At 70.4% G+C, this 18510-nt stretch carries 19 protein-coding genes and 1 tRNA gene; 13 read left to right on the top strand and 7 right to left on the bottom strand.

The window, feature by feature from the left end; all coding sequences use genetic code 11:
* Positions 1–69 precede the first annotated feature (69 nt).
* Together IF83_RS0110120 and IF83_RS0110115 are read right to left on the bottom strand one after the other, a co-directional pair.
* Positions 70–594: a SigE family RNA polymerase sigma factor gene (locus tag IF83_RS0110120; RefSeq protein WP_030543755.1), complete on the bottom strand. Its 525-nt coding sequence runs from the start codon at positions 592–594 to the stop codon at positions 70–72.
* 192 nt (positions 595–786) lie between these two features.
* Positions 787–1725 (bottom strand): DUF1906 domain-containing protein, encoded by a 939-nt coding sequence (locus IF83_RS0110115; protein ID WP_030543754.1) that lies wholly within the window; start codon positions 1723–1725, stop codon positions 787–789.
* A 1013-nt stretch (positions 1726–2738) separates the two neighbouring features.
* Between IF83_RS0110115 and IF83_RS31915 the strand changes: the two genes are divergently transcribed.
* Positions 2739–3551, top strand: coding sequence for a hypothetical protein (locus IF83_RS31915; RefSeq protein ID WP_244176962.1), 813 nt, complete (start codon positions 2739–2741; stop codon positions 3549–3551).
* Positions 3552–3611: 60 nt separating this feature from the next.
* Here the strand turns inward: IF83_RS31915 and IF83_RS31910 are convergent, their stop codons facing one another.
* Both IF83_RS31910 and IF83_RS0110110 read right to left on the bottom strand, forming a co-directional pair.
* Positions 3612–4256, bottom strand: a complete 645-nt coding sequence (locus IF83_RS31910; RefSeq protein ID WP_078843326.1) for a YdcF family protein — start codon at positions 4254–4256, stop codon at positions 3612–3614.
* 2 nt (positions 4257–4258) lie between these two features.
* A complete protein-coding gene (locus IF83_RS0110110; protein ID WP_019707449.1) occupies positions 4259–5047 on the bottom strand; it encodes a GntR family transcriptional regulator in 789 nt (262 codons plus the stop codon).
* 483 nt (positions 5048–5530) lie between these two features.
* Here IF83_RS0110110 and IF83_RS0110105 point away from each other — a divergent pair, with 483 nt between their 5' ends.
* From IF83_RS0110105 to IF83_RS0110050, 12 genes are all read left to right on the top strand, one after another.
* Positions 5531–5827: a hypothetical protein gene (locus IF83_RS0110105; protein ID WP_019707448.1), complete on the top strand. Its 297-nt coding sequence runs from the start codon at positions 5531–5533 to the stop codon at positions 5825–5827.
* Positions 5824–6144 (top strand): hypothetical protein, encoded by a 321-nt coding sequence (locus IF83_RS0110100; RefSeq protein WP_050930676.1) that lies wholly within the window; start codon positions 5824–5826, stop codon positions 6142–6144. Before IF83_RS0110105 ends, IF83_RS0110100 begins: the two co-directional genes overlap by 4 nt.
* Positions 6145–6176: 32 nt before the next feature.
* Entirely contained in the window at positions 6177–7196 is a 1020-nt protein-coding gene (locus IF83_RS0110095; RefSeq protein ID WP_030543752.1) for a hypothetical protein, read from the top strand.
* The gene (locus IF83_RS0110090; RefSeq protein ID WP_019707445.1) at positions 7196–7579 is read left to right on the top strand and encodes an RRQRL motif-containing zinc-binding protein; all 384 of its coding nucleotides are present in this window, start codon (positions 7196–7198) and stop codon (positions 7577–7579) included. Before IF83_RS0110095 ends, IF83_RS0110090 begins: the two co-directional genes overlap by 1 nt.
* A 16-nt stretch (positions 7580–7595) precedes the next feature.
* The gene (locus IF83_RS0110085; protein WP_019707444.1) at positions 7596–7814 is read left to right on the top strand and encodes a hypothetical protein; all 219 of its coding nucleotides are present in this window, start codon (positions 7596–7598) and stop codon (positions 7812–7814) included.
* A gap of 99 nt (positions 7815–7913) precedes the next feature.
* A complete protein-coding gene (locus IF83_RS34670; RefSeq protein ID WP_030543751.1) occupies positions 7914–9614 on the top strand; it encodes a hypothetical protein in 1701 nt (566 codons plus the stop codon).
* Between the two features lie 72 nt (positions 9615–9686).
* A complete protein-coding gene (locus tag IF83_RS0110075; RefSeq protein ID WP_051722627.1) occupies positions 9687–11909 on the top strand; it encodes a hypothetical protein in 2223 nt (740 codons plus the stop codon).
* Positions 11910–12132: 223 nt separating this feature from the next.
* Positions 12133–12432 (top strand): hypothetical protein, encoded by a 300-nt coding sequence (locus IF83_RS0110070; RefSeq protein ID WP_030543749.1) that lies wholly within the window; start codon positions 12133–12135, stop codon positions 12430–12432.
* Between the two features lie 89 nt (positions 12433–12521).
* Positions 12522–13433 carry a bifunctional DNA primase/polymerase gene (locus tag IF83_RS0110065; RefSeq protein ID WP_030543748.1) on the top strand — a complete coding sequence of 304 codons (912 nt, stop codon included), beginning with the start codon at positions 12522–12524 and terminating at the stop codon, positions 13431–13433.
* A gap of 349 nt (positions 13434–13782) precedes the next feature.
* Positions 13783–15036 carry a DUF3631 domain-containing protein gene (locus IF83_RS0110060; protein ID WP_019707439.1) on the top strand — a complete coding sequence of 418 codons (1254 nt, stop codon included), beginning with the start codon at positions 13783–13785 and terminating at the stop codon, positions 15034–15036.
* A 173-nt stretch (positions 15037–15209) separates the two neighbouring features.
* The gene (locus IF83_RS0110055; protein ID WP_019707438.1) at positions 15210–15398 is read left to right on the top strand and encodes a helix-turn-helix transcriptional regulator; all 189 of its coding nucleotides are present in this window, start codon (positions 15210–15212) and stop codon (positions 15396–15398) included.
* A gap of 62 nt (positions 15399–15460) precedes the next feature.
* Positions 15461–16864: a tyrosine-type recombinase/integrase gene (locus IF83_RS0110050; protein WP_019707437.1), complete on the top strand. Its 1404-nt coding sequence runs from the start codon at positions 15461–15463 to the stop codon at positions 16862–16864.
* 143 nt (positions 16865–17007) lie between these two features.
* Here the strand turns inward: IF83_RS0110050 and IF83_RS0110045 are convergent.
* The 3 genes from IF83_RS0110045 to IF83_RS0110035 all read right to left on the bottom strand — a co-directional run bounded on the left by IF83_RS0110045 (position 17008) and on the right by IF83_RS0110035 (position 18247).
* Positions 17008–17094 (bottom strand) — tRNA-Ser (locus tag IF83_RS0110045).
* A gap of 243 nt (positions 17095–17337) precedes the next feature.
* Positions 17338–17703, bottom strand: a complete 366-nt coding sequence (locus IF83_RS0110040) for a nuclear transport factor 2 family protein (RefSeq protein ID WP_347877097.1) — start codon at positions 17701–17703, stop codon at positions 17338–17340.
* A gap of 94 nt (positions 17704–17797) precedes the next feature.
* On the bottom strand, positions 17798–18247 hold the full coding sequence (locus tag IF83_RS0110035; protein ID WP_030543746.1) for a hypothetical protein: 450 nt from the start codon (positions 18245–18247) through the stop codon (positions 17798–17800).
* Between the last annotated feature and the right edge of the window lie 263 nt (positions 18248–18510).

Raw genomic sequence — 18510 nt, 5'->3', positions numbered from 1 at the left:
CCCTGAGGTAACGCTTCTGCAATCCGCCCGGTAACCGCGGTTCCGCATACTGTCCGGTACGCGCGCAGGTCAGTCGCGCACGGGCAGCAGCTCCGGGTCCTCCCGCAGCTTGGCCAGCGCCCGCGAGACCGCGCTCTTGACCGTGCCGACGGAGACCCCGAGCACCTCGGCGGTCCGCGCCTCGCTCAGATCCTCGTAGTACCTGAGGACGACCATGGCCCGCTGGCGGTCGGGCAGCCGCAGCACCGCACGCCACATCGCGTCGCGCAGCACCTGCTGCTCGGCCGGGTCCGGCGCCGGGGCGGCCTCACGCTCCGGGAGCTCGGCGCAGGCGAACTCGTCGACCCTGCGCTTGCGCCACTGCGAGGTGCGGGTGTTGATCAGGGCGCGCCGGACGTAACCGTCCAGCGCCCGGTGGTCCTGTATCCGCTCCCAGGCGAGGTATGTCTTGGTCAGCGCGGTCTGCAGCAGGTCCTCGGCGTCGCACGGGTCCGGTGTCAGCGAACGGGCGGTACGCAGCAGCACCGGCCCGCGGGCCCGTACATAGGACGTGAAGTGGGTCGCGGTCGCACTGGTGCGGACTGGCGTGGTCATGGCTCAACGCTATGAGCGGGCGTCCCACGACGGATCGCCCGCAGGTGCCGAAGCGGCGTCCGCCTCAGGTTGTAGGGGTGCACCCAGCCCTACCCCCTGGAGGGGGAGAGGCGGCGCCCACCGGTATCAGGGTGGCGCGGGCGGAGGACCGCGGGTATCAGGGTGGCGCAGGGCGGAGGACCGCGGGCCGGCTCAGCCGATGACGGCGACGGGGGCGTCGACCGCGTTGCGGTCGATCTGCATCGGCACCCCGCCGTGGCTCTCGGTGACGTCTCCCGCGTACTGGTGGATCCTGCGGTGCGGCTGCCAGGCACCGCTGTCCAGCACCGGCTCGTCCCGGACCGCCGGTTCGGCGCCCCAGCGGGCGAACCACATCACCTCGGGCAGATCCCGCACACCGTCCCGGCGCGCTCGCTCCATGTGCGCCACGCCGGTTGCCGCGCTGCTGTAGAAGCCGGGGAGGTATCCGTGCCGCCGGACCTCGCGGCTCCAGGCCCGGACGAAACGCAAGGTGGTGCGGGCGCACCGGGGGTCGTCGTGGTCGTACGCCTCCATGTCGAGGTAGAGGGGACTGCGTTCGGCCATGCCGAGCGCCGAGGCCCGGCGCACGGCGTCACGGCCCTCCGACGTGCCCTCGCTCCAGGGCTGGTCGCCGATGGGGGCGTGTCTCTTGTTCTCGCTGCGCACGCAGGGGGACTGGGATCCGACGTAGAGGGGCAGCAGCCGCCAGCCCGCGCGGTGGACGGCAAGGGTCCAGCGGCGGTTGAGGTTCGGCTGGTGCTTGCAGGCGCGTCCTCTGCCGCCGAAGTAGACGCCCACGGCCCGGTAGTGGGACTTGCGCCAGGCGTTCATGGCACCGAGGGACGGGGTGCGGCAGGTGTCGAACCCGTAGCCCCGGAAGATCTCCGCGCCCTGCTCGCGCGGATCACCGGATCCGGCCCCGCTCCCGCCGCCGGAGGTACCGGCGGCACCGGAACCGCCGGAGCCGCCGGCCGGGACCGCGCCGGCGCCGGCGGAGCCCGCCCCGGACGGCGCGGCGGCGGAGGGTGCGGAGAGCAGGCCCCCGATGAACGAGGCCAGGGCGGTCAGCATGGCCACGAGGTATTGGATGATCTTCTTTCGTCGTTCCATACGGGGAAGTGAAAAGGTTCCAGGAGCGCGGCGGCGGGTGACACGCGACGGGGACCATGGAGATCATCCGTCTGCACCAAGCCCGGACCGGCCACCGCGGAGCACCACGCCACCGCTCTCACCAGGGAAGACGGACCTCAGCACCTGCCGGCCCACCTGCGCGCGAACTTGCCGCCCCGGGCGGGGTGTGGCAGGGACCGCCGCGACAGCTGGGGGCGGCGGGGCTCCGTGAGATGCCGTTCCGCGCCGCCCGAGCATGTCCGTCATCGTGCCGGTATTCGGCGGGTACGGGGACGGAGCCACGCTCACAAGCCGGCGAGGCCGGTGCCGGACAGGAGCCGCCGGCCCCCGAGCCCGCGAGCCCGCCCGCGACGCGCACCCTGCATCGACCGAACTTTGCGTCGGCAGGCCGCAGTTGTACGACAGCGACGGGGCGTCAGGAATGCCGGTGGACAGCGCACAGGGAAACGGCCCGTGACCGGACTTCATCAGGTCAAGGGCCGTCCCGTGGGCGGAGGGTGTGGGATTTGAACCCACGGTGGTGTCGCCACCACGACGGTTTTCAAGAGGGTTGCGTAACCCCTGCGGACACGTGTCCTGGCCTGCGCCGATGAAGCGAACGGCCCGCCACGCCGCGGCTTCGGCCCAGACATGGCCCATCAACGGGTACCGCGGCCGCACCTCGCCCTGTGACCTTCTGCTCGTTAGCCACTGGAGCCATTGAAGGCCACTGAGCCAGTTACCAACCGGCTGCAACCGTGCCCCCCCGTTTGACATATGGGTTCACGTGAGCCGGGACAATAAGCAGATGCCAAGAACAGATCACCAACGGTCATGCGAATAGTCAGTCTTCCATCATATGTGATCACAGTCGAAAAGAAGCGGCCATCCACAACGAGTCGTCTCCTCGCTGCACCAGCACATGCGAAAATTTGGTCGCCACTCACGCCTTCCGAGAAGAGCCACACCGAGACATGATCAACATGCCACTCCTACCTTCCAGTCCGCAGTACATGGTGATCACCCCAGAGATGGCGGACCTCTGGCTGGAGCACTGCAACCCGGAAACCAATCGAATTCTTTCCGATACCGTGTATGAGCGATACGCCAAGGCGATGGCAAGAGGGGAGTGGAGAACCACACATCAAGGAATCGCCTTCGACAAGGAAGGTAAATTGCTTGACGGCCAACACCGCCTCATGGCAATCAAGATTTCCGGCGTCTCCGTTGAAATGCTCGTAATCCCCGGATGCAATTCAGAGACTTTCGATGTCCTCGATTCAGGACACCGCAGGCAGGCCGCACAGCTGCTGAAAATCCCACACCGCGTCATCGTTGCAGCGGCAGCTAGGATCATCGGCCAAATGTACCGAATGTGGGATCCCGTAACGCTATTTGATGGGTTCTACGACACAAAGGCTTCGACAGCCGACATCTTGAGGGCTGTGGCCGCCTGGCCTGAGCTCACAACGATGGCCCCGATCGCCGCCGCCGCGTACAGAGCGGCAGGCATCAATCAACCCACGCACCTAGTGGTGCTAGCTCAGGCATCAAGGACAGAACACGCAGACAAAATTGAAGATTGGGCCAACGGGCTGATTTCGGGCGCAAACATGGACCAAAAAGATCCTCGACTCGTGCTCCGGAATAGGTTTTTCCGAGATCGTGTACTTCTCGGCACAAGCGCCGGGCGCCGCACTTCTTACAATCTCATCGCCAAGTCATGGAATAGCTGGGCCCAAGGAAAGCTCCTTGGCACGCTTAAGACGCTGGACGGCGAAGGGGTAATTCCTGTTGTCGGCACGGAGAAATTCCGACCAAAATGACCCTCAACGTCTGGGCAGACCTTTAAGGCTGCACAAGCATCGGCGGGCTCTCCGACTGAATCACACAAGCCTGTTCACGAACCCCGCAGCGCACAACCGCTCAAACGATGCTACGACTTCAGGGGGCACAACTTCCTCCGCCATGAATCCCAGTTTCGGGTAAACCATAAGGCGTTGCAGCGCACCAACAAGCATGTCGATTACCAGGCTCGAATTCCCGATATATTCAACGTACGACTCAAGCGACATGGGGGCTGACGCACATACCACATCGATACCAGGCCACAATTTTCGAGCTGTAGCACTTGCTCGACGCTCCTCATAAGGCTTGCTCACAAGTAGAATCGACTGCACTACGATCCCAGCATCAGCCAGGACTGCCCGAGAAAATTCAATATTCTGGCCCGTGTTCGCAGCCCGAGGTTCCACCAGGATTACAGACTCAGGCACTCCCTTTTCGATGGCGTGCTCCTTATAGTGCAGCGCCTCCCCTCTAGGCATTCTGTCTCGTGTCGTGGGACTGTTTGCGCCCGTGAAAACGATGAGGGGAACCAAGCCAGCCAAATACGCATCGGCCGCCACGGTGGCCACGCTCAGGTCGTGGCTGCCGAGTCCGATGGCGGCCGAGCACGGCCGCCACTCGTGATGCATCTGATGGTATTCCCATAGGACTTGGGCGTCCGCCCACGACTGTTCAGAAATCACTGCTACTCCTCTTCGCCCTGTGCCGAGTCCGGAACCTTAAATTCGTATTCCCAGGCGAACCGTGAAGCAGCGTGCACACCGATGGCGTGCTCAACCACAGTTCCATCCTCCGTGTACGTCGTCCGGTGAAGCTCAACGACCGGTTCACCTGGCGGCAACTGGAGCTGCTTCACCTCGTCCGCCGTAGGCGCGCGCGCGAACAGCTCTTCCTTCATATGGTCGATCTCGTAGCCCGCGTCATAGAGCACTCGGAAGCCCCCACCGCGGCCGGCAGGCCCGGGAGCGGGATCTACGATCCGGGTGCCTTCGACGTGCTCCGGTCGGTAGTAGCTGGTCAGTGTGTGCGTGGGCTGCTCGCCCTCCTTGACCAGTCGGGCCCGGGCGTAGACCGGCGCGCCTTCCGGTAGCCCGTGCGCGGCCGCGACGGCCGGCGGGGCTTCGACAAGGCTGACCGTCTGTGTCTGCTCGTTCCGTCGGTAGGCCCGGCCGGAGGCCACACGGTCGGCGATGAACGCCACCTCGTCGCCGTCGCGCCACTTGGCCTTGTCGTAGCGCATGATGCCGAGCCGCTTCAGCGGCGCCTGCTGCCGCACGACCGTGCCGTGCCCACGGGATGAAGTGACCAGTCCTTCCGCTTCAAGGGCCTTATAGGCCGCGTGGACAGTGGACTTGGAGCCCTCGCCCGCGTCCACGAGGTCTCTGATGTGCGGCAATTGCTGACCGGGCGCGTACTCGCCGCTCCGGATCCGCTCGGCCAGCCGGTCCGCCAGCTCTCGCCATTTGGGCGCCATGAAGGACTCCTTCCATCAAGGCAAGTCAAACACAGTCCCAGGACTGTTGACAGTCCTGGGACTGTGCGCCATTGTCTTGCTCAAGCGGTCGCAGTCCTAGGACAGCGCCGGTAGGGGCCTTCTTTGGGCTGCCTCCGACGGCTGGACGGCGCGCGGCCGGGCGCCCGGAGGGCTCCGTGAAACGGGTCCGAAGGAAGCGCTCGTTACTTGAGAACTCAACAGTGAACTGACGACGGGGTGAGAGTCCCTGTCCCCGTGGCGGCCGGGTGAAGCCGTCCTGCTGGCGCCAGAGCAGTGACGATGGCGCACCGCTTCGCAGGGCGCGGGAAGCCCTGCTGGTCCGCTTCTGCGGGCCGTCATGTACGTCTGCGGGCCGCCCTGTCGTGGGCGGCTCGGCATCTTCCCGGGGCGGCGGCACTCCCGGCCAAGGACAGCCCGCCGCTCCGGTTCTCCCTGTCCGTACGGAAGGAACCGGAGAGATCCATGAAGAACTTCATCGGCCGGTGTGAGGCCGTTACCGATACCGACTACATCGAGCTGGCGCTGGGCACTCCCGTGGAGCTCTGGCTCGGGGAGGACGGCGAGAGCGACGAGGAGCGCGCGGCCCGTCTGGACGCGGCGCGGGACATCCTCGCCGACGACCCGGGCCTGGCCGACCGGGCGACGCGGGCGGCCGTCGAGGTGATCGAGGCGCACGCGCCGGAGCTGCTGGCGGTGCCGAACGCGGTGCGGCCGGCCTCCGTGGTGCGGACCGCGTTCCGGACGGCGGTGGCCGCGTGAGCACGCAGACGTTGCAGGACCTGGGGCCTGCTCTGGTGGCGTTGCGGCTGCTGGCCGTGGACTACGCGGGACTGCCGGCGCCGTGTGTGTCGGTGTCCACCGTCTACCCGGACCGGCTGGAGCTGTCCTTTCACGACGACCTGGCCGGGTTCGAAGCCTGGCGCGGTGCTCTGGGCATCGAGCCGGAGCGGGTGACCTACCACGAACACCGCTGTGGGACGCGGGTCCTGACCGTGAACACCGGCCTGGCGGGTGCCGATGTGGTGCTGGTCGGCTACGGGCGGGCGGCCCGGCGGCGGGAAGGGACGGTGCAGTGAGCAGCGTCCCGGAGGCGTCCCTGGTTGGCCGGTTGAACAGCGTTCAGGTGCGTTCAGCGGAGCGCGCGTTGTCGGTGGGGACCTGGCTCATCGTGGCCGGAGCGATGCTCTACTCCGTTCTGACCGTCACGCCGCTCATGGCCGCGCACACCCCCGATGAGTGGGACTGGACGGCGCCGATCCTGCCGCTGGTGGTGGATGCCGCGGTGGTGATCGTGGTCCGGCTGGACTCGGTGCTGGCCCGGCTCGGTGGGCACGGCGGGTCGTGGCCGGTGGTGCTGCGGTGGATGACCGGCGCTATGACGCTGGCGCTGAACGTGGCCGACTCCGCGCTCCGGAAGGACCTGGTGGGCGTGGCGGTGCACGCGGTGGCGCCGCTGCTGCTCATCGTCACCGCCGAAACGGGCCTGGCCTACCGGCGGGCCATCACCGCCGCGGTGGCCGCTCTGCACGCCGAGGAGCGGGCGGAGCGGGAAGCACGGGAGCGGGCCGCGGCTGAGCGTGTGGAGGCGGCCGAGCGGCGCGAGCGCGAGCGCCGGGAGCACGAGGCGCGGCTAGTGCGTGAACAGCGTGAGCACGAGGCGCAGTTGGCCCGTGAACAGGCCGAGCGGGAGGAGCGTGCGCGGCGCGAGCAACGCGAGTGGGAAGAGGCCCGCGAGCGTCGCGAGCAGGCCGAGCGTGAACGCCTGGCGCGGGAGCGTGAACAGGAACGGCGGGAGCGTGAGCGCCGTGAACGTGAAGAGGCCGAGCAGCGCGAGCGTGAACGCCGCGAGCGTGAGGCGCGTGAACGCCGTGAACGGCAGGAGCGTGCGGAGCGGGCCGAGCGTGAACGGGCCGCCCTGCTGGCCGCCGGACCGGCCACAGAGAAGCTCAAGGAAGAACAGGCCCGGGCTCGGGTGCGGGCGGCGTTCGACGCCGGGTTGCCGGTGCGGTCGGCCGCTGAGCTGACGGGCTGGTCGGTGGGCTGGGTCTCCGCGCGGTACCAGGAGTTGCGGGAGGCTCACCACCCGCACCTGGTGGCGGTCGGCGCGGCCGGTGAGGAGACCGGCTGATGTCTGCGGCGTTCGGTCCCTGCTACGACCCGAGCGGCGCCCGGTACGGCATCCCGACCTATCCCTGGCGCCTGGCGCCGGACGGGCTGGCTACGCGCCGGCAGTTACGGGCCCGCGGCTTGCGGCCCGGCGGGCAGCCGGTGGCCGCTCAGCTCATGCGGCGCTCCCGGCGCAGCCGGTCCGGGGTGGCCGTCGCCTACCTGTACCGCATCGACCGGGCCGTGCCGGTGCGGCAGATGACCTCCCGCAAGTGGGCGGCGCTGGCGCTGGCCATGCGCGCCCGCCGCACCTGCCCGGAGTGCGGCCGCGATGCCGGTTACTGCATCCCGACGTCCCTCGGCATGTGCTTGACCTGCGCTTACCCCGTCCCATCCGCCGCGTGAGCCTGGAATTGGAGTGATGAGCGTGAACGATATCCCGCCGAACGCGGTCGAGTGGCACTACGTGATGACCATGCAGACCTCGACCGCCAAGCTGGCCACGATCAGCGGCACGGTGTGGGTGGAGAACGCCACCCGTGCCGAGGTCTACCAGCACGTCCTGGCCCGCGCCGTGGACCACATCGGCGCCCGAGGGCCGGTGCTCTTCTACACCGCCGACCACAACGACGGCGGCTGACCTCTAAGCCGCCCTGTGTACGCCCGGCGCGGCCCGATGGCCTGGCAGCTTGCGGGCCGCGCCGGTCTCCGTTTCTCCGCAGAGTTGGAGGAGTCCAGCATGACGGAAACCACCATCCCCGCGGCACCCCCCAAGGCGCCGCCCGACGACCCACCGCCCGCCACGATCCCCGCCCCGGTCGGCACGAGCACGACGGCCGCCCGGGGCCCGGTCCACACCCCGGGCGGACTGCCGGCCGTTCCGCTGGCCGTCATCACCGGCAACACCACCATCGGTGCGCTCTCCGCGGCGGCCCTGGTCGGCGGCCCGGTAGCGGCTTCGCTGGCGATGGCCGGTGCCGCCGCGGCCACCGGCACCGTGGCCGCCCGAGCAGCCAAGGCCAAGAAGCGCCGGAGGGCGGCCGGTTCGCTCTCCGGCCGCTCCAGTGGTCCGGCCGCCGCACGGGGGCGGGTGTCCCTGGCCAAGACCGGCGCCCGGCCGACAAGCGGCCGGAGCAGCGGCACCGGCCGCACCCGCTCGGGCGCCGGACGCTCGGGCGCCGGTCGGTCGGGCGCCGGTCGGTCGGCGGCTAGTCGGTCGGCGGCCGGGCGCGTGCCCCGTCCGGGGACGCCCGGCTCCGGTGGAGCCCTGCGGCACCGTGCTGCCGGGCTCGGGAAGCCGAGCGGTGCCGGGAAAGCTCGCTCCACGCGCCCAGTTCCCCCAGCCGCTGCGAAGTCGCGGGCCGGTGGTCTGGGGTCGTCGCTCCGGCGGGCCCCCGGGGCGGTCAGGGACCGTGCCGGGGCCGTGAAGGCGCTGCGCAAGGCCCGGCAGGAGTCGGCGCCGACCCGGGCGGCCCGCCGTCGGCAAGATGCTGCCGACCGGCGGCGCCTGGCCGACGGCCGCCGCGCCGAGAAGGCACGCCAGCGGGCCCGCCGGTCCGCCCGGAAGGGCACGGCCGGCCGGAGCGGCATCCTCGGCCGCGCCGCGGACCGGGCCCGGCGGATGGCTGACGTGGCCCGGCTCAACAGCCGTCGCCACCGCGACCGCCGGGCGAACGCCCGGCTGGCACAGGTGCGCCGGGGGCGCCGGGTGGCCGCGTGCCGGTGGCGGATGCGCCGCCTGTTGGTGTGGTCGGCCCTGCGCTACTGGGGCCGCCGCCTGGCCGCGGCCGCGGTGGCCGCCCCGGTCGGCGTCCTCGGCATCCCGTCGACCTGGCTCGGGCGCAAGCTGGGCTGGTCCTGGCTGATGTATCCGGGCCGCCGCCTGTTCTGGCGCCTGTCCAACACCGCGCACGCCGCCCGACTGGCCCGGGATGCGGCCATCCGGCAGGCATTCGACGCCGAAGCCGAGCAGGCCGAACAGGACAACGAGCACGACGCCCGGCCGGTCGCCGCGACGGTTCCCCGCGCACCGCGCCACCACAACGCCCGCACCGCCACGACAGGAGATGGCATGTCCGACACCACCCCCGGCGGGCCCGGCTTCCTCTTCCACGAAGCCGCCGCCGAGATGGAAGCCGCCGCCCAGTCCTACGACCCCGACGGCATGATGCACGTCCTGGCGACCTGCGAGGGGATGCCCTATGCCGTCCAGTCCTTCGCCAACACCTTCCGCATCCTCGCCGAGCGCTCCGACGACGAATTCCCGCTGGAGAAGGAAGTCGGGGCCGCGCTGAACGAGGTCTACGCCCTGCTGATGCAGGCCGTGGACGCCGCCGCCGAGGTCGTCACCGTCTTCCGCAACGTCCACGACCAGGACATCGCGCGGCACGAGGACCCGCGCAACAACGCGGAAGACAAGTGGGACACCACCAACAACTGACCACCGCACCACCGAAGGGCGGGCCGCCGAGCAGGGCGGCCCGCCCTTCCTGCTGCCCCCTGGGGAGGGCCCGTGTCCGAACACTCGTTGAACCTGTCCAGCACGCGCCGCACAGCGAAGAAACCCACCGTCCTGCCGCCGCTGGACTGGGCCGCAGGCCACGGCCCAGTCACCGGAGCCCTGTCCGCGGCCACCGGCGCCGGAGCCACCGCCCTGCTCGGTGCCGCCGCCTCCATGCCGTCCGGCTGGCCGCTGGCCATCGGCGCGGCCGGCGCCCTCGGCCACGGCGTCGGGCACAGCCTCTACCGCCGTCTGACCGGCCGCACCCTGGTCACCCGGGCCGCTTCCTGGCTGCTGGCCGGTGGCTGGACCACCTGGGCGGTGGCCACCGGCCCACTGAGCTGGACCGCCGCCGGAAGTCTGGCCGCTCTCGGTGTCGGCATCGGCGCCGCCGCCTCCAACGCCGCAGCCCACGAGGAAGCCGCCGAAGAGGAACGCCTCTCGGCCGAAGCCAAGGCAGCCACCGCCGCGCTCGACAGCAAGCGGCGCGGCCTGGCCCGGGAGTGGGAAGAGCGGATCAAGCGCGTGTGCGCGGTGGACGTCACCGTGTTCGCCGTGGAGTTCTGGGCCACCGGCTCCGGCTACTCGCTGGCCGCCGAACTGCCCGGCGGCGGCGCCACCTGGGACCGCATCGCCACCCGCGCCCGCGCCCTGGCCGCCGACGCCCGGCTTCCGCTGGGCTGCACCGTCCACGTCGAGGAAGGAGACCTTCAGGGCCGCGTCGTCCTCGACGTGGCCACCGAGAACGTCATGGGCTCCACCTACCCCTACCCGGCCGACTACGGCCCGCTGTCCATCCTCACCGGCATCCCCTGGGGCCTGCTGCCCGTCGCCGACCCGGTGACCGTCTACCTGCGCGAAGCCTGCGCGCTCATCCTCGGCCCGCCCGGATCGGGGAAGTCCACCTTCCTGGACGCGGTGCTGGCAGGCTTCGCCCGCTGCACCGATGTCGTCACCTGGGTCATCGACCTCAAGAAAGGCGCCGTCGGCATCCCGTGGGTCCGCCCGTGGCTGGAGGCCGAAGGCCACCGGGACCCCAAGCCCGGCACCGCCCGGCCCCCGGCCGGCACCCGGCCCGGCATCGACTGGCTGGCCTCCACCCCGGCCGAAGCCCTGCTGATGCTCACCGCCGCACTCGCCATCAACGACGCCCGGCAGCTGCACTACCAAGACCTGATGGACCAGCAGGACACCACCCTGCTCCCGGTCTCCGCCCGCATCCCCCAAATCGAGATCGTGGTGGACGAGGGTGCCGAACTCCTCTCCGGCTACACCCGCGGAAACCGCACCCTGAAGGAAGTACAGAAGCTGGTGCGCACCGTCATGCGCACCACCCGCGCCATGGGCATCCGGCTGGTGCTGACCGCCGTTGACGGGAACGTCTCCGCCATCGGCGACACCGCCACCCGCAAGTTCTCCCCCGTCGGCGTCGCCCTCACTTCCGGGGAGTCCAGCGGCAACAACCTCGGCAAGCTCTTCCCGCACGCCAAGGTGGACACCTCCCAGCTCAACCAGCAGGGCGCCGGAGTCATCGGCGCGGCCACCGCCGACGGCTTCGCCCCGACCGCGTTCAAGGGCTGGAAGACCTCCCCCAGCATGGTCCGGGACGTGGTGCTCGCCACCAACGACCGCCGCCCCGTGCTCGATGAGATCTCCGCACAAGCGGCCGGAACGGCGTACGCCCGGCGCTGGGACGCCAACCGCACCGCCTGGCTCCGGCAGGGCCCGGCCGACGAGGACACTCCGGCGCAGGAGACGACGACGGAGCCCACGACCGAGCGGCCCACGCTCGGGCTCTCCTACGAGCAGCAGGAGCCCGCCGCCCCGGCCGCGGAGCCCGCCCGCCGAACGGAGGCGGACATGCTCTCCGAGCGGCTGATGCGCGAGATCGACGAACAGTTCGGCACCACCCCCGAACCCGACCGCACCACCGAGCCGAAGCCGCCGCGGCCGCGGGCCGACAGTCTCAACCTGTCCTGCCTGCGCGACGAGCCGCCGGCCGACGAGGACGACCACCCCGGCGGGCCCGGAGACGGGCCGGACTGGCTGCCCCAAGCCCTCGACGCCATCGCGTCCGCCGGGCCCGCGGGCATGAAGCCCTCCGCTGTCGCCGACCTCGTACAGCGCGACCGCAAGACCGTCCGGGCCGCCCTGCGGGCCGCCGCCGACCGCGGGCAGCTCATCTACCGCAACAACGGCCCGCACTCGGTCTACGTCCACCCCGACCACACCTGAACCGAACACAGTGCGTCACCACCTAGTGGGTAGTGGGGTCCACCCCACTACCCACTGACCACACCCCAGCAGACCGAAAAACCGGTCCCTACTGGGGTTTCCAGTGGATTCCCCACTACCCGGTACCCACTACCCACTACCCGGTACGGGCACAGACCGTGACCGGCCCGCGGGCTGCCGTCGGCACCCGCTCACACCCGCAGGACCCAACGAAGGAGGCATCATGCGCCGCCGCGAACCGCCCGGCATCACCGGGCACTACACCACCCACATACCGGCCGACCTCTACCAGCAGACCGGTGGCCGACCCGTCGTCATCCTCCAGACCACCCCGGCCCGGCGGCCCGCAGGCACCTACCTGGTCCCGCTCGGGATCGGCCTGGCCGCCGCCATCGGCGTCATGGGCTGCATCGCCGCCGCCCTGGCGCTCTTCGAGTTCGCCGTCCAGACCGCCGCGCTCATCGGCGGCGGACCCATCGGGCTGGGCCTGGCACTCAAGCTCTTCCGGCCCAAGACCAAATGACGCCCCGGGGCGGTGGCACTCCCGGCCAAGGACAGCCCACCGCCCCGGGTCTCCCTGCCCGCCTCTCGACAGAACAGGAGACCTCAAGCATGACCCATGACCGCTCCGGACCGCTGCTCTCCGCAGCCCTGGAAGCCGCCGCCCGCGGCTGGCCCGTCTTCCCTCTCCGCCCTGGTGGCAAGCGGCCCGCCCTGCACGGGGAGAGCCGCTGCCCCCGTACCGGCCAGTGCGCCGACGGGCACCGCAAGTGGGAGCAACGGGCCACCACCGACCCCGGCCGCATCCGCGCCGCATGGTCCGCGGGCCCGTTCAACGTCGGCATCGCCACCGGCCCCGCCGGGGTGGTCGTCATCGACCTCGACGTGCCGAAGGACGGGAAGGACAGGAAGGACGCGCCTTGCGGCGCGACGACCTTCACGGCGCTCTGCGAGCGCGCCGGGCAGGCCGTCCCCGCCACCCGCACGGTGCGGACCGCGAGCGGTGGCACGCACCTGTACTTCACCGCGCCGCCCGGCACCCGGCTCGGCAACAGCGCGGGCAGGCTGGGGAAGCTCATCGATACCCGGGCATGGGGCGGCTACGTCGTCGCCGCGGGCAGCACCACACCGGCAGGGGTCTACGAGGTCACCGACGACTCCCCGGCCTGCCCGCTGCCGGGCTGGCTCCGTGACCTGCTCAGCCCGCAGCCCCAACCGCCGAGCCCGGCCCGCCTGTCCTCGGCGGCCGTGGGGAACGTGCCCGCCTACGCGGCGGCGGCCCTGCGCAACGAAGCCGCCGCCGTCGCGGGTGCCCCGGAGGGGTCCCGGAACTGGACGCTGACCCGGGCGGCCCGCGCCCTGGGGCGGTTCGTCGCCGCGGGGGACCTTCCCCAGTCGGTGGTGGAGGAGGCTCTTAAGCAGGCGGGGGAGTCGGCCGGCCTGCGTGAGCGCGAGTGCGTCCCGGTCATCGTGAGCGCTCTGAACTGGTCCATCGCTCACAACCCGCAGGGCAGGGCGGCATGACCGGGCCCGCCACTCCCCCGCTTAAGAGCCACACCGCCGCCCCCGACCGGCCGACCGCCGCCGAGCAGCCGGTCCCCGCGGTGGCCGACCGCGCCGCAAAGGGCGCCGCCCGTCAGGGCGCCCGATCAGCTCTTCGCCCTGACCCGCGCCCGAGCGACGGACGGCACCCCATCGCCTGGCTCCACATCACTGCCCCCGGCCGCGGCACCGTCCCGACCGCCATGTCGGTGTGCGCGTGCGGCCGCAACCGCAGCGCGGTCGGGCGTCGGCACGTCCTGGCGCTCATCGACGCCCACACCGCCCACCGAACCACCTGCCCGCTCCGCAAGAACGAAGGGAGGAACGCCGCATGACCACCACCGGACACCGGCCCACCGCGCCCGAGCAGGGCGCGGCCCTGCTGGACGAAGTGGAAGCGTTCCACCGCCGCTTCAACGTCTTCCCCACCGAAGCCGCCTACGTCGCCGTGACGCTCTGGGACGCTCACGCGCACCTGCTTGACTGCTTCGACTCCACCCCGCGGCTGGCCTTCCTCTCTCCCGAACCCGGGTCCGGGAAGTCCCGCGCGCTGGAGATCGTGGAGACGCTGACCCCGCGCGCGGAAGCCACGGTCAACGCCTCGTCCAACGCCCTGTTCCGGCTGGTCGAGTCGGCCGAAGGGCGGCCGACTCTCCTGTTTGACGAGATCGACACCATCTTCGGACCCAAGGCGGGGGACAACGAGCCCGTGCGCGGCTTCCTCAACTCCGGGTACCGCCGGATCGGGACCATGCTGCGGTGCGTCGGAGACGGGGCCAACCAGAGCGTGCAGCGCTTCTCCTCGTTCTGCGCCGTCGCGATGGCCGGGCTCGGCTCCCTGCCCGACACGATCCTGACCCGCTCCGTCATCATCCGGATGCGCAAGCGGGCCCCGAACGAGCACGTGGAGTCCTACCGGCTCCGGCTCAACGAGCCGGAGGGCCACGCCCTGCGGGACCGGCTCGCCGACTGGGCCGACACCGTGCGCGAGCAGATCACCGACGCCTGGCCGGAACTCCCGGAAGGGGTCACCGACCGGCCGGCCGATGTGTGGGAACCGCTGCTTGCCGTCGCCGAAGCCGCGGGCGGCCACTGGCCCCAGCGGGCCCGCGCCGCCTGCCTGGAACTGGTCAACGCCGCCCACGACAACGACGAAGCCTCCCTGGGCGTGCGGCTGCTGACCGACCTGCGCGACAAGGTGTTCTGCGGGGCCGACCGGATGCCGACCGCGGTCATCCTGGAGATGCTGCTCGCCCTGGACGAAAGCCCATGGGCCGACGTGGACGACAAGCCGCTCAACGCGCGGACTCTCTCCAAGCTGCTCGGGCAGTACGTCACCCCCGCCAACAAGCCCATCAAGCCGCGCGGCATCCGCACCCCCTCGGGCACCCCGAAGGGCTACTACGCGGAAGACCTCACGGACGCCTGGACGCGGTACTGCTCCCCGTCCCCTCCAGAGTCCGCAACATCCGCCACAGCCGCCACACCGCAGGTCAACAGGGGTGCATCTGTGGCGGATGACCCCAACGGCATCCGCCACAGCCCCACAGAAGCCGCAACGCGGCTCTTCCCCGTCGCGGGCTGAACCGCCCACCCGACCGGTGCCGCCACACCCCGCGTGTGGCGGCACCGATCCGCCACAGAATCCCTATCCGCCACACATCCGAGCCGCTGACCAGCCATGTTGCGGCGTGGCGGATGTTGCGGATTCCCCAGAAGGAACGCCACTCCGGCAACCACGCCCAGGAGGCACTCCCCATGGCCCGCTCGACGATGCTCAAACTCCCGGAAGTCCTCGCTGAGATCGGCATGAGCCGCGCCGCCTTCTACCGCCTGCGCGCCCGCGGTAAGGCCCCGCGCCTCATCAAGCTGCCCAACGGCCAGCTCCGCGTCCGCCGTACCGACCTGGACGCCTGGCTCCAGTCCTGCGAGCAGTCCGCCGCCTGAATCACCCCGCACCACCCGACAAGGGGCCCGCCCACCGGCGGGCCCCTTTCCATGGGAGACCCATGCTCACGTACGACGTTGACGTCTGGTCCATCCGCAAGCGCACAGGCAGGCCGAAGCCCTACGAACTCCGCTGGCGCGTCGGCTCCCGCGCGCACTCCCGAAGCTTCAAGCTCAAGCCGCAGGCCGACGGCCGCCGCTCGGAGCTCCTGGCCGCCCTCCGGGAGCGCGAGCAGTTCGATGAGGCGAGCGGCCTTCCCGCTCGGGAACTCGCGGCGCTCAACTCCCCGACGTGGTTCGAGCACGCCACCGACTACGCCCTGATGAAGTGGCCCCGAGCGGCAGCGAAACACCGGGCCGGCATCGCGGAAGCCCTCTCCGTAGTCACCCCGACGCTGGTCACCACGACGCGCGGTGCCCCGGAAGACAAGACACTCCGCGCCGCCCTTTACCAATGGGCATTCCGCGCCGTGCCAGGCCCCGGCGGAAAGCACGTCTCTCGGCACCTCGCCGAAGAACCGCCGGCCGACATCCGGCAGGCGCTGGACTGGATCACCGCTCACTCGGTCAAGGTCGGCGCGCTGCAGGACCCGTCGTTGCTTCGCCCGGCCCTGGAAGCACTCGGGCGACGGCTGGACGGCCGCAAGGCCGCGGAGAACACCGCGCGCCGAAAGCGCATGGTCCTGAGCAACGCGCTGCGCTACGCAGTCGAGGAGCGCGGCCTGCTCCCGAGCAACCCCCTGCTCCGCGTGGACTGGACACCACCCGAGACTGACGACGAAATCGACTTTCGGTACGTCCCAGGCCCCGCCCTGGCCCGTAAGTTCATGGAAGCCGTTCGGGCATCCGGTGCCCGTGGTGAGCACCTAGTCGCGTTCTTCGGGTGCCTGTACTACGCGGCGATGCGACCGGGGGAAATCGCCTCACTCAAACAGGCCGACTGCCACCTTCCGCCCGAGAGCACACCCGACGCATGGGGCGAGCTGCTGCTCGCGGAGAGCCGCCCGGAAGTCGGCGCCGGCTGGACGGACTCGGGAGAGTCCTACGAGACACGAGGACTCAAACGGCGAGCGCGCGGCGCGACACGGCCGGTACCGATCCCGCCCGTCCTGGTGGAGATGCTGCGAGATCATCTCAAGCGCTACGGGACCGCACCGGACGGCCGTCTGTTCCGGGCGGCGCGGGGCGGCCGAGTTCGCTCCACGGAGTACTGCGAACTGTGGGACAAGGCCCGTGCTGCCGTCCTGACCGAGCAGGAAGCCACAACGCCGCTGGCGAACGTCCCCTACTCTCTGCGGCACGCCGGGGTGTCCCTGTGGATCAAATCCGGTGTGGACCCCGTGGAAGTCGCCCGGCGAGCGGGCCACAGTATCGCGGTCCTCTTCCGCTTCTACGCCAAGATCCTGCGGGGCGCCCAAGAACACTCCAACCGGCTCATCACCGAGGAGCTGAGCCGAGACGAGTGACGGCCGCCGCCTGGCCCACAGATGGCCCAGACGCACTGGTCAACGGCGAGATACAAGCGAGCCGGGGTGAGACAGGCTGAGCGCAGAAGGGGCGCCCTTCGGTGGAGGGCGCCCCTTCTGACCAGCACGTTTGATGACCTGCGCGGAGGGTGTGGGATTTGAACCCACGGTGGTGTCGCCACCACGACGGTTTTCAAGACCGTTCCCTTAGGCCGCTCGGGCAACCCTCCCTCGCCCCCGCCCACCTGCGGCGGAAGCGCCTACAGCCTACCTGGCGGGGCCGGCCCCGGGGGCGCTTGGTCCCTCCATGGTCCGTGGCCTCGGAGATTGCTCCTCCAGCGCGGGTCGGCACCATGCGCAGGCGCCCCCTTGCTGGGCGGCGTGATCGTTCGGCTGCGAGGCACTGGAAGGAGGCAGCAGCAGATCGCGCTCGGGGTGGCTCTCGTCCTTCAGACCCCCTGCACGCCAAGATCCTAGATGCGCTCAACGTACGGAGCACGCCATGCCGGAGAGGGGTCCGCTCGTAGCTCCGTCCAGTACTCCCGGCCGCTGGTGACCAGACCACTGTGGACAGTCCAAAAAGACGCCACCCGGTGGATGCCCATCGTGTCGTGAGGAACCTCGACCTCGGAGACGACTTCGTTCCCGGACTGCAGGATGCGCAGGACCTTGATCGACCAACCCTCCGGATACTCCGCGTTTATGCGTAGGTAGTTCTCCCGGCCGCGGATGCGTTCACCGCTGACCGGCCATTCCACGATCACATCGTCCGCCAGCAGTTCGCCGACGCCTGACCAGTCCCGGGCCTGCATACGGCCCCAGAGCGTCTGAATGGTCATCGAAGGTTCCATGACCACATCCTGCACGGCACCGCTGACGGCGGTGGTCGGCAGCCGGCGGGCTGCCGGTTCCCTCGGTTCATGCACGAGGGTCTCAGCGGGCCGTGTGGTCCGGGTGGTGCTTGGTTCGGCGGGCTTCCTTCATTTCCGCCTCGTAGAGGTGCTCCCGGCCGTCGGCCAGCTCGTTGCGCAGGCGTTCCTCGATCTGCTGGAACGGCCGGTAGTACGTCTCGTTGTAGGCCTCGATGATCTGGAAGGTCCAGTGATCCGGGATCACATTGCGGCCCAGGATCTCGCGCTTCACGAGGTCGGCCTGCTCGGCGTGGCCGGCCTCGCGGAGCAGGCGCACCGCCTCGTCCAGCTCCAGGTCCGCGCCGCCCGTCAGCTGGTGGAAGGCATACAGCATGCCGCGGGCCCGCTCGGTCGTCTCCAGGGCCTTCGACAGCGCTCCCAGCGCCTCGACGGTTGTGTCGCTCACTCCGTCGGGGCGCCGGTGCCGCTCGTCGGGCGTCTCGGGGTCGTAGTTCTCATCAGTCACGTGCATCCACGTTCCCCGTCAGGCGCCGCCGTCACGGAGCCGGCGGTCTCAATCCCCCGGCGGGCGGGCGGACGGGTCGAGTGGGAGCGGCGAGCGCCGTCAGCGGCCCGCCGGGTAGCGCCGCTGGAAGCCTTCGAGCACCCGCGCCCTTGCTTCCACGACGGCCGTCCGGCCGACGGCCATCCCCCGGGCCCGGCGCTCGGCTCGGGCCCGGGGAGGAGCGGCAAGGTCTGGGCGGGGCAGGGCCCGGGGACGGCCGGGCCCGGTTG

The sequence above is a fragment of the Streptomyces albus subsp. albus genome, from assembly GCF_000719865.1.
In the GTDB taxonomy this organism is placed as follows: Bacteria; Actinomycetota; Actinomycetes; order Streptomycetales; family Streptomycetaceae; genus Streptomyces; species Streptomyces albus_E.
The sequence above is the reverse complement of the archived record's forward strand: the minus strand, read 5'-3'. Positions and strand labels throughout refer to the sequence as shown.

Coding starts and splice junctions, on each gene's coding strand:
- IF83_RS31915 (WP_244176962.1), top strand. CDS start 2,739: ATGGTGATCACCCCAGAGATGGCGGACCTCTGGCTGGAGCACTGCAAC.
- IF83_RS0110050 (WP_019707437.1), top strand. CDS start 15,461: ATGCTCACGTACGACGTTGACGTCTGGTCCATCCGCAAGCGCACAGGC.
- IF83_RS0110105 (WP_019707448.1), top strand. CDS start 5,531: ATGAAGAACTTCATCGGCCGGTGTGAGGCCGTTACCGATACCGACTAC.
- IF83_RS0110035 (WP_030543746.1), bottom strand. CDS start 18,247: ATGCACGTGACTGATGAGAACTACGACCCCGAGACGCCCGACGAGCGG.
- IF83_RS0110065 (WP_030543748.1), top strand. CDS start 12,522: ATGACCCATGACCGCTCCGGACCGCTGCTCTCCGCAGCCCTGGAAGCC.
- IF83_RS0110120 (WP_030543755.1), bottom strand. CDS start 594: ATGACCACGCCAGTCCGCACCAGTGCGACCGCGACCCACTTCACGTCC.
- IF83_RS0110110 (WP_019707449.1), bottom strand. CDS start 5,047: ATGGCGCCCAAATGGCGAGAGCTGGCGGACCGGCTGGCCGAGCGGATC.
- IF83_RS0110060 (WP_019707439.1), top strand. CDS start 13,783: ATGACCACCACCGGACACCGGCCCACCGCGCCCGAGCAGGGCGCGGCC.
- IF83_RS0110070 (WP_030543749.1), top strand. CDS start 12,133: ATGCGCCGCCGCGAACCGCCCGGCATCACCGGGCACTACACCACCCAC.
- IF83_RS0110115 (WP_030543754.1), bottom strand. CDS start 1,725: ATGGAACGACGAAAGAAGATCATCCAATACCTCGTGGCCATGCTGACC.
- IF83_RS0110090 (WP_019707445.1), top strand. CDS start 7,196: ATGTCTGCGGCGTTCGGTCCCTGCTACGACCCGAGCGGCGCCCGGTAC.
- IF83_RS0110055 (WP_019707438.1), top strand. CDS start 15,210: ATGGCCCGCTCGACGATGCTCAAACTCCCGGAAGTCCTCGCTGAGATC.
- IF83_RS34670 (WP_030543751.1), top strand. CDS start 7,914: ATGACGGAAACCACCATCCCCGCGGCACCCCCCAAGGCGCCGCCCGAC.
- IF83_RS0110085 (WP_019707444.1), top strand. CDS start 7,596: ATGAGCGTGAACGATATCCCGCCGAACGCGGTCGAGTGGCACTACGTG.
- IF83_RS0110040 (WP_347877097.1), bottom strand. CDS start 17,703: ATGACCATTCAGACGCTCTGGGGCCGTATGCAGGCCCGGGACTGGTCA.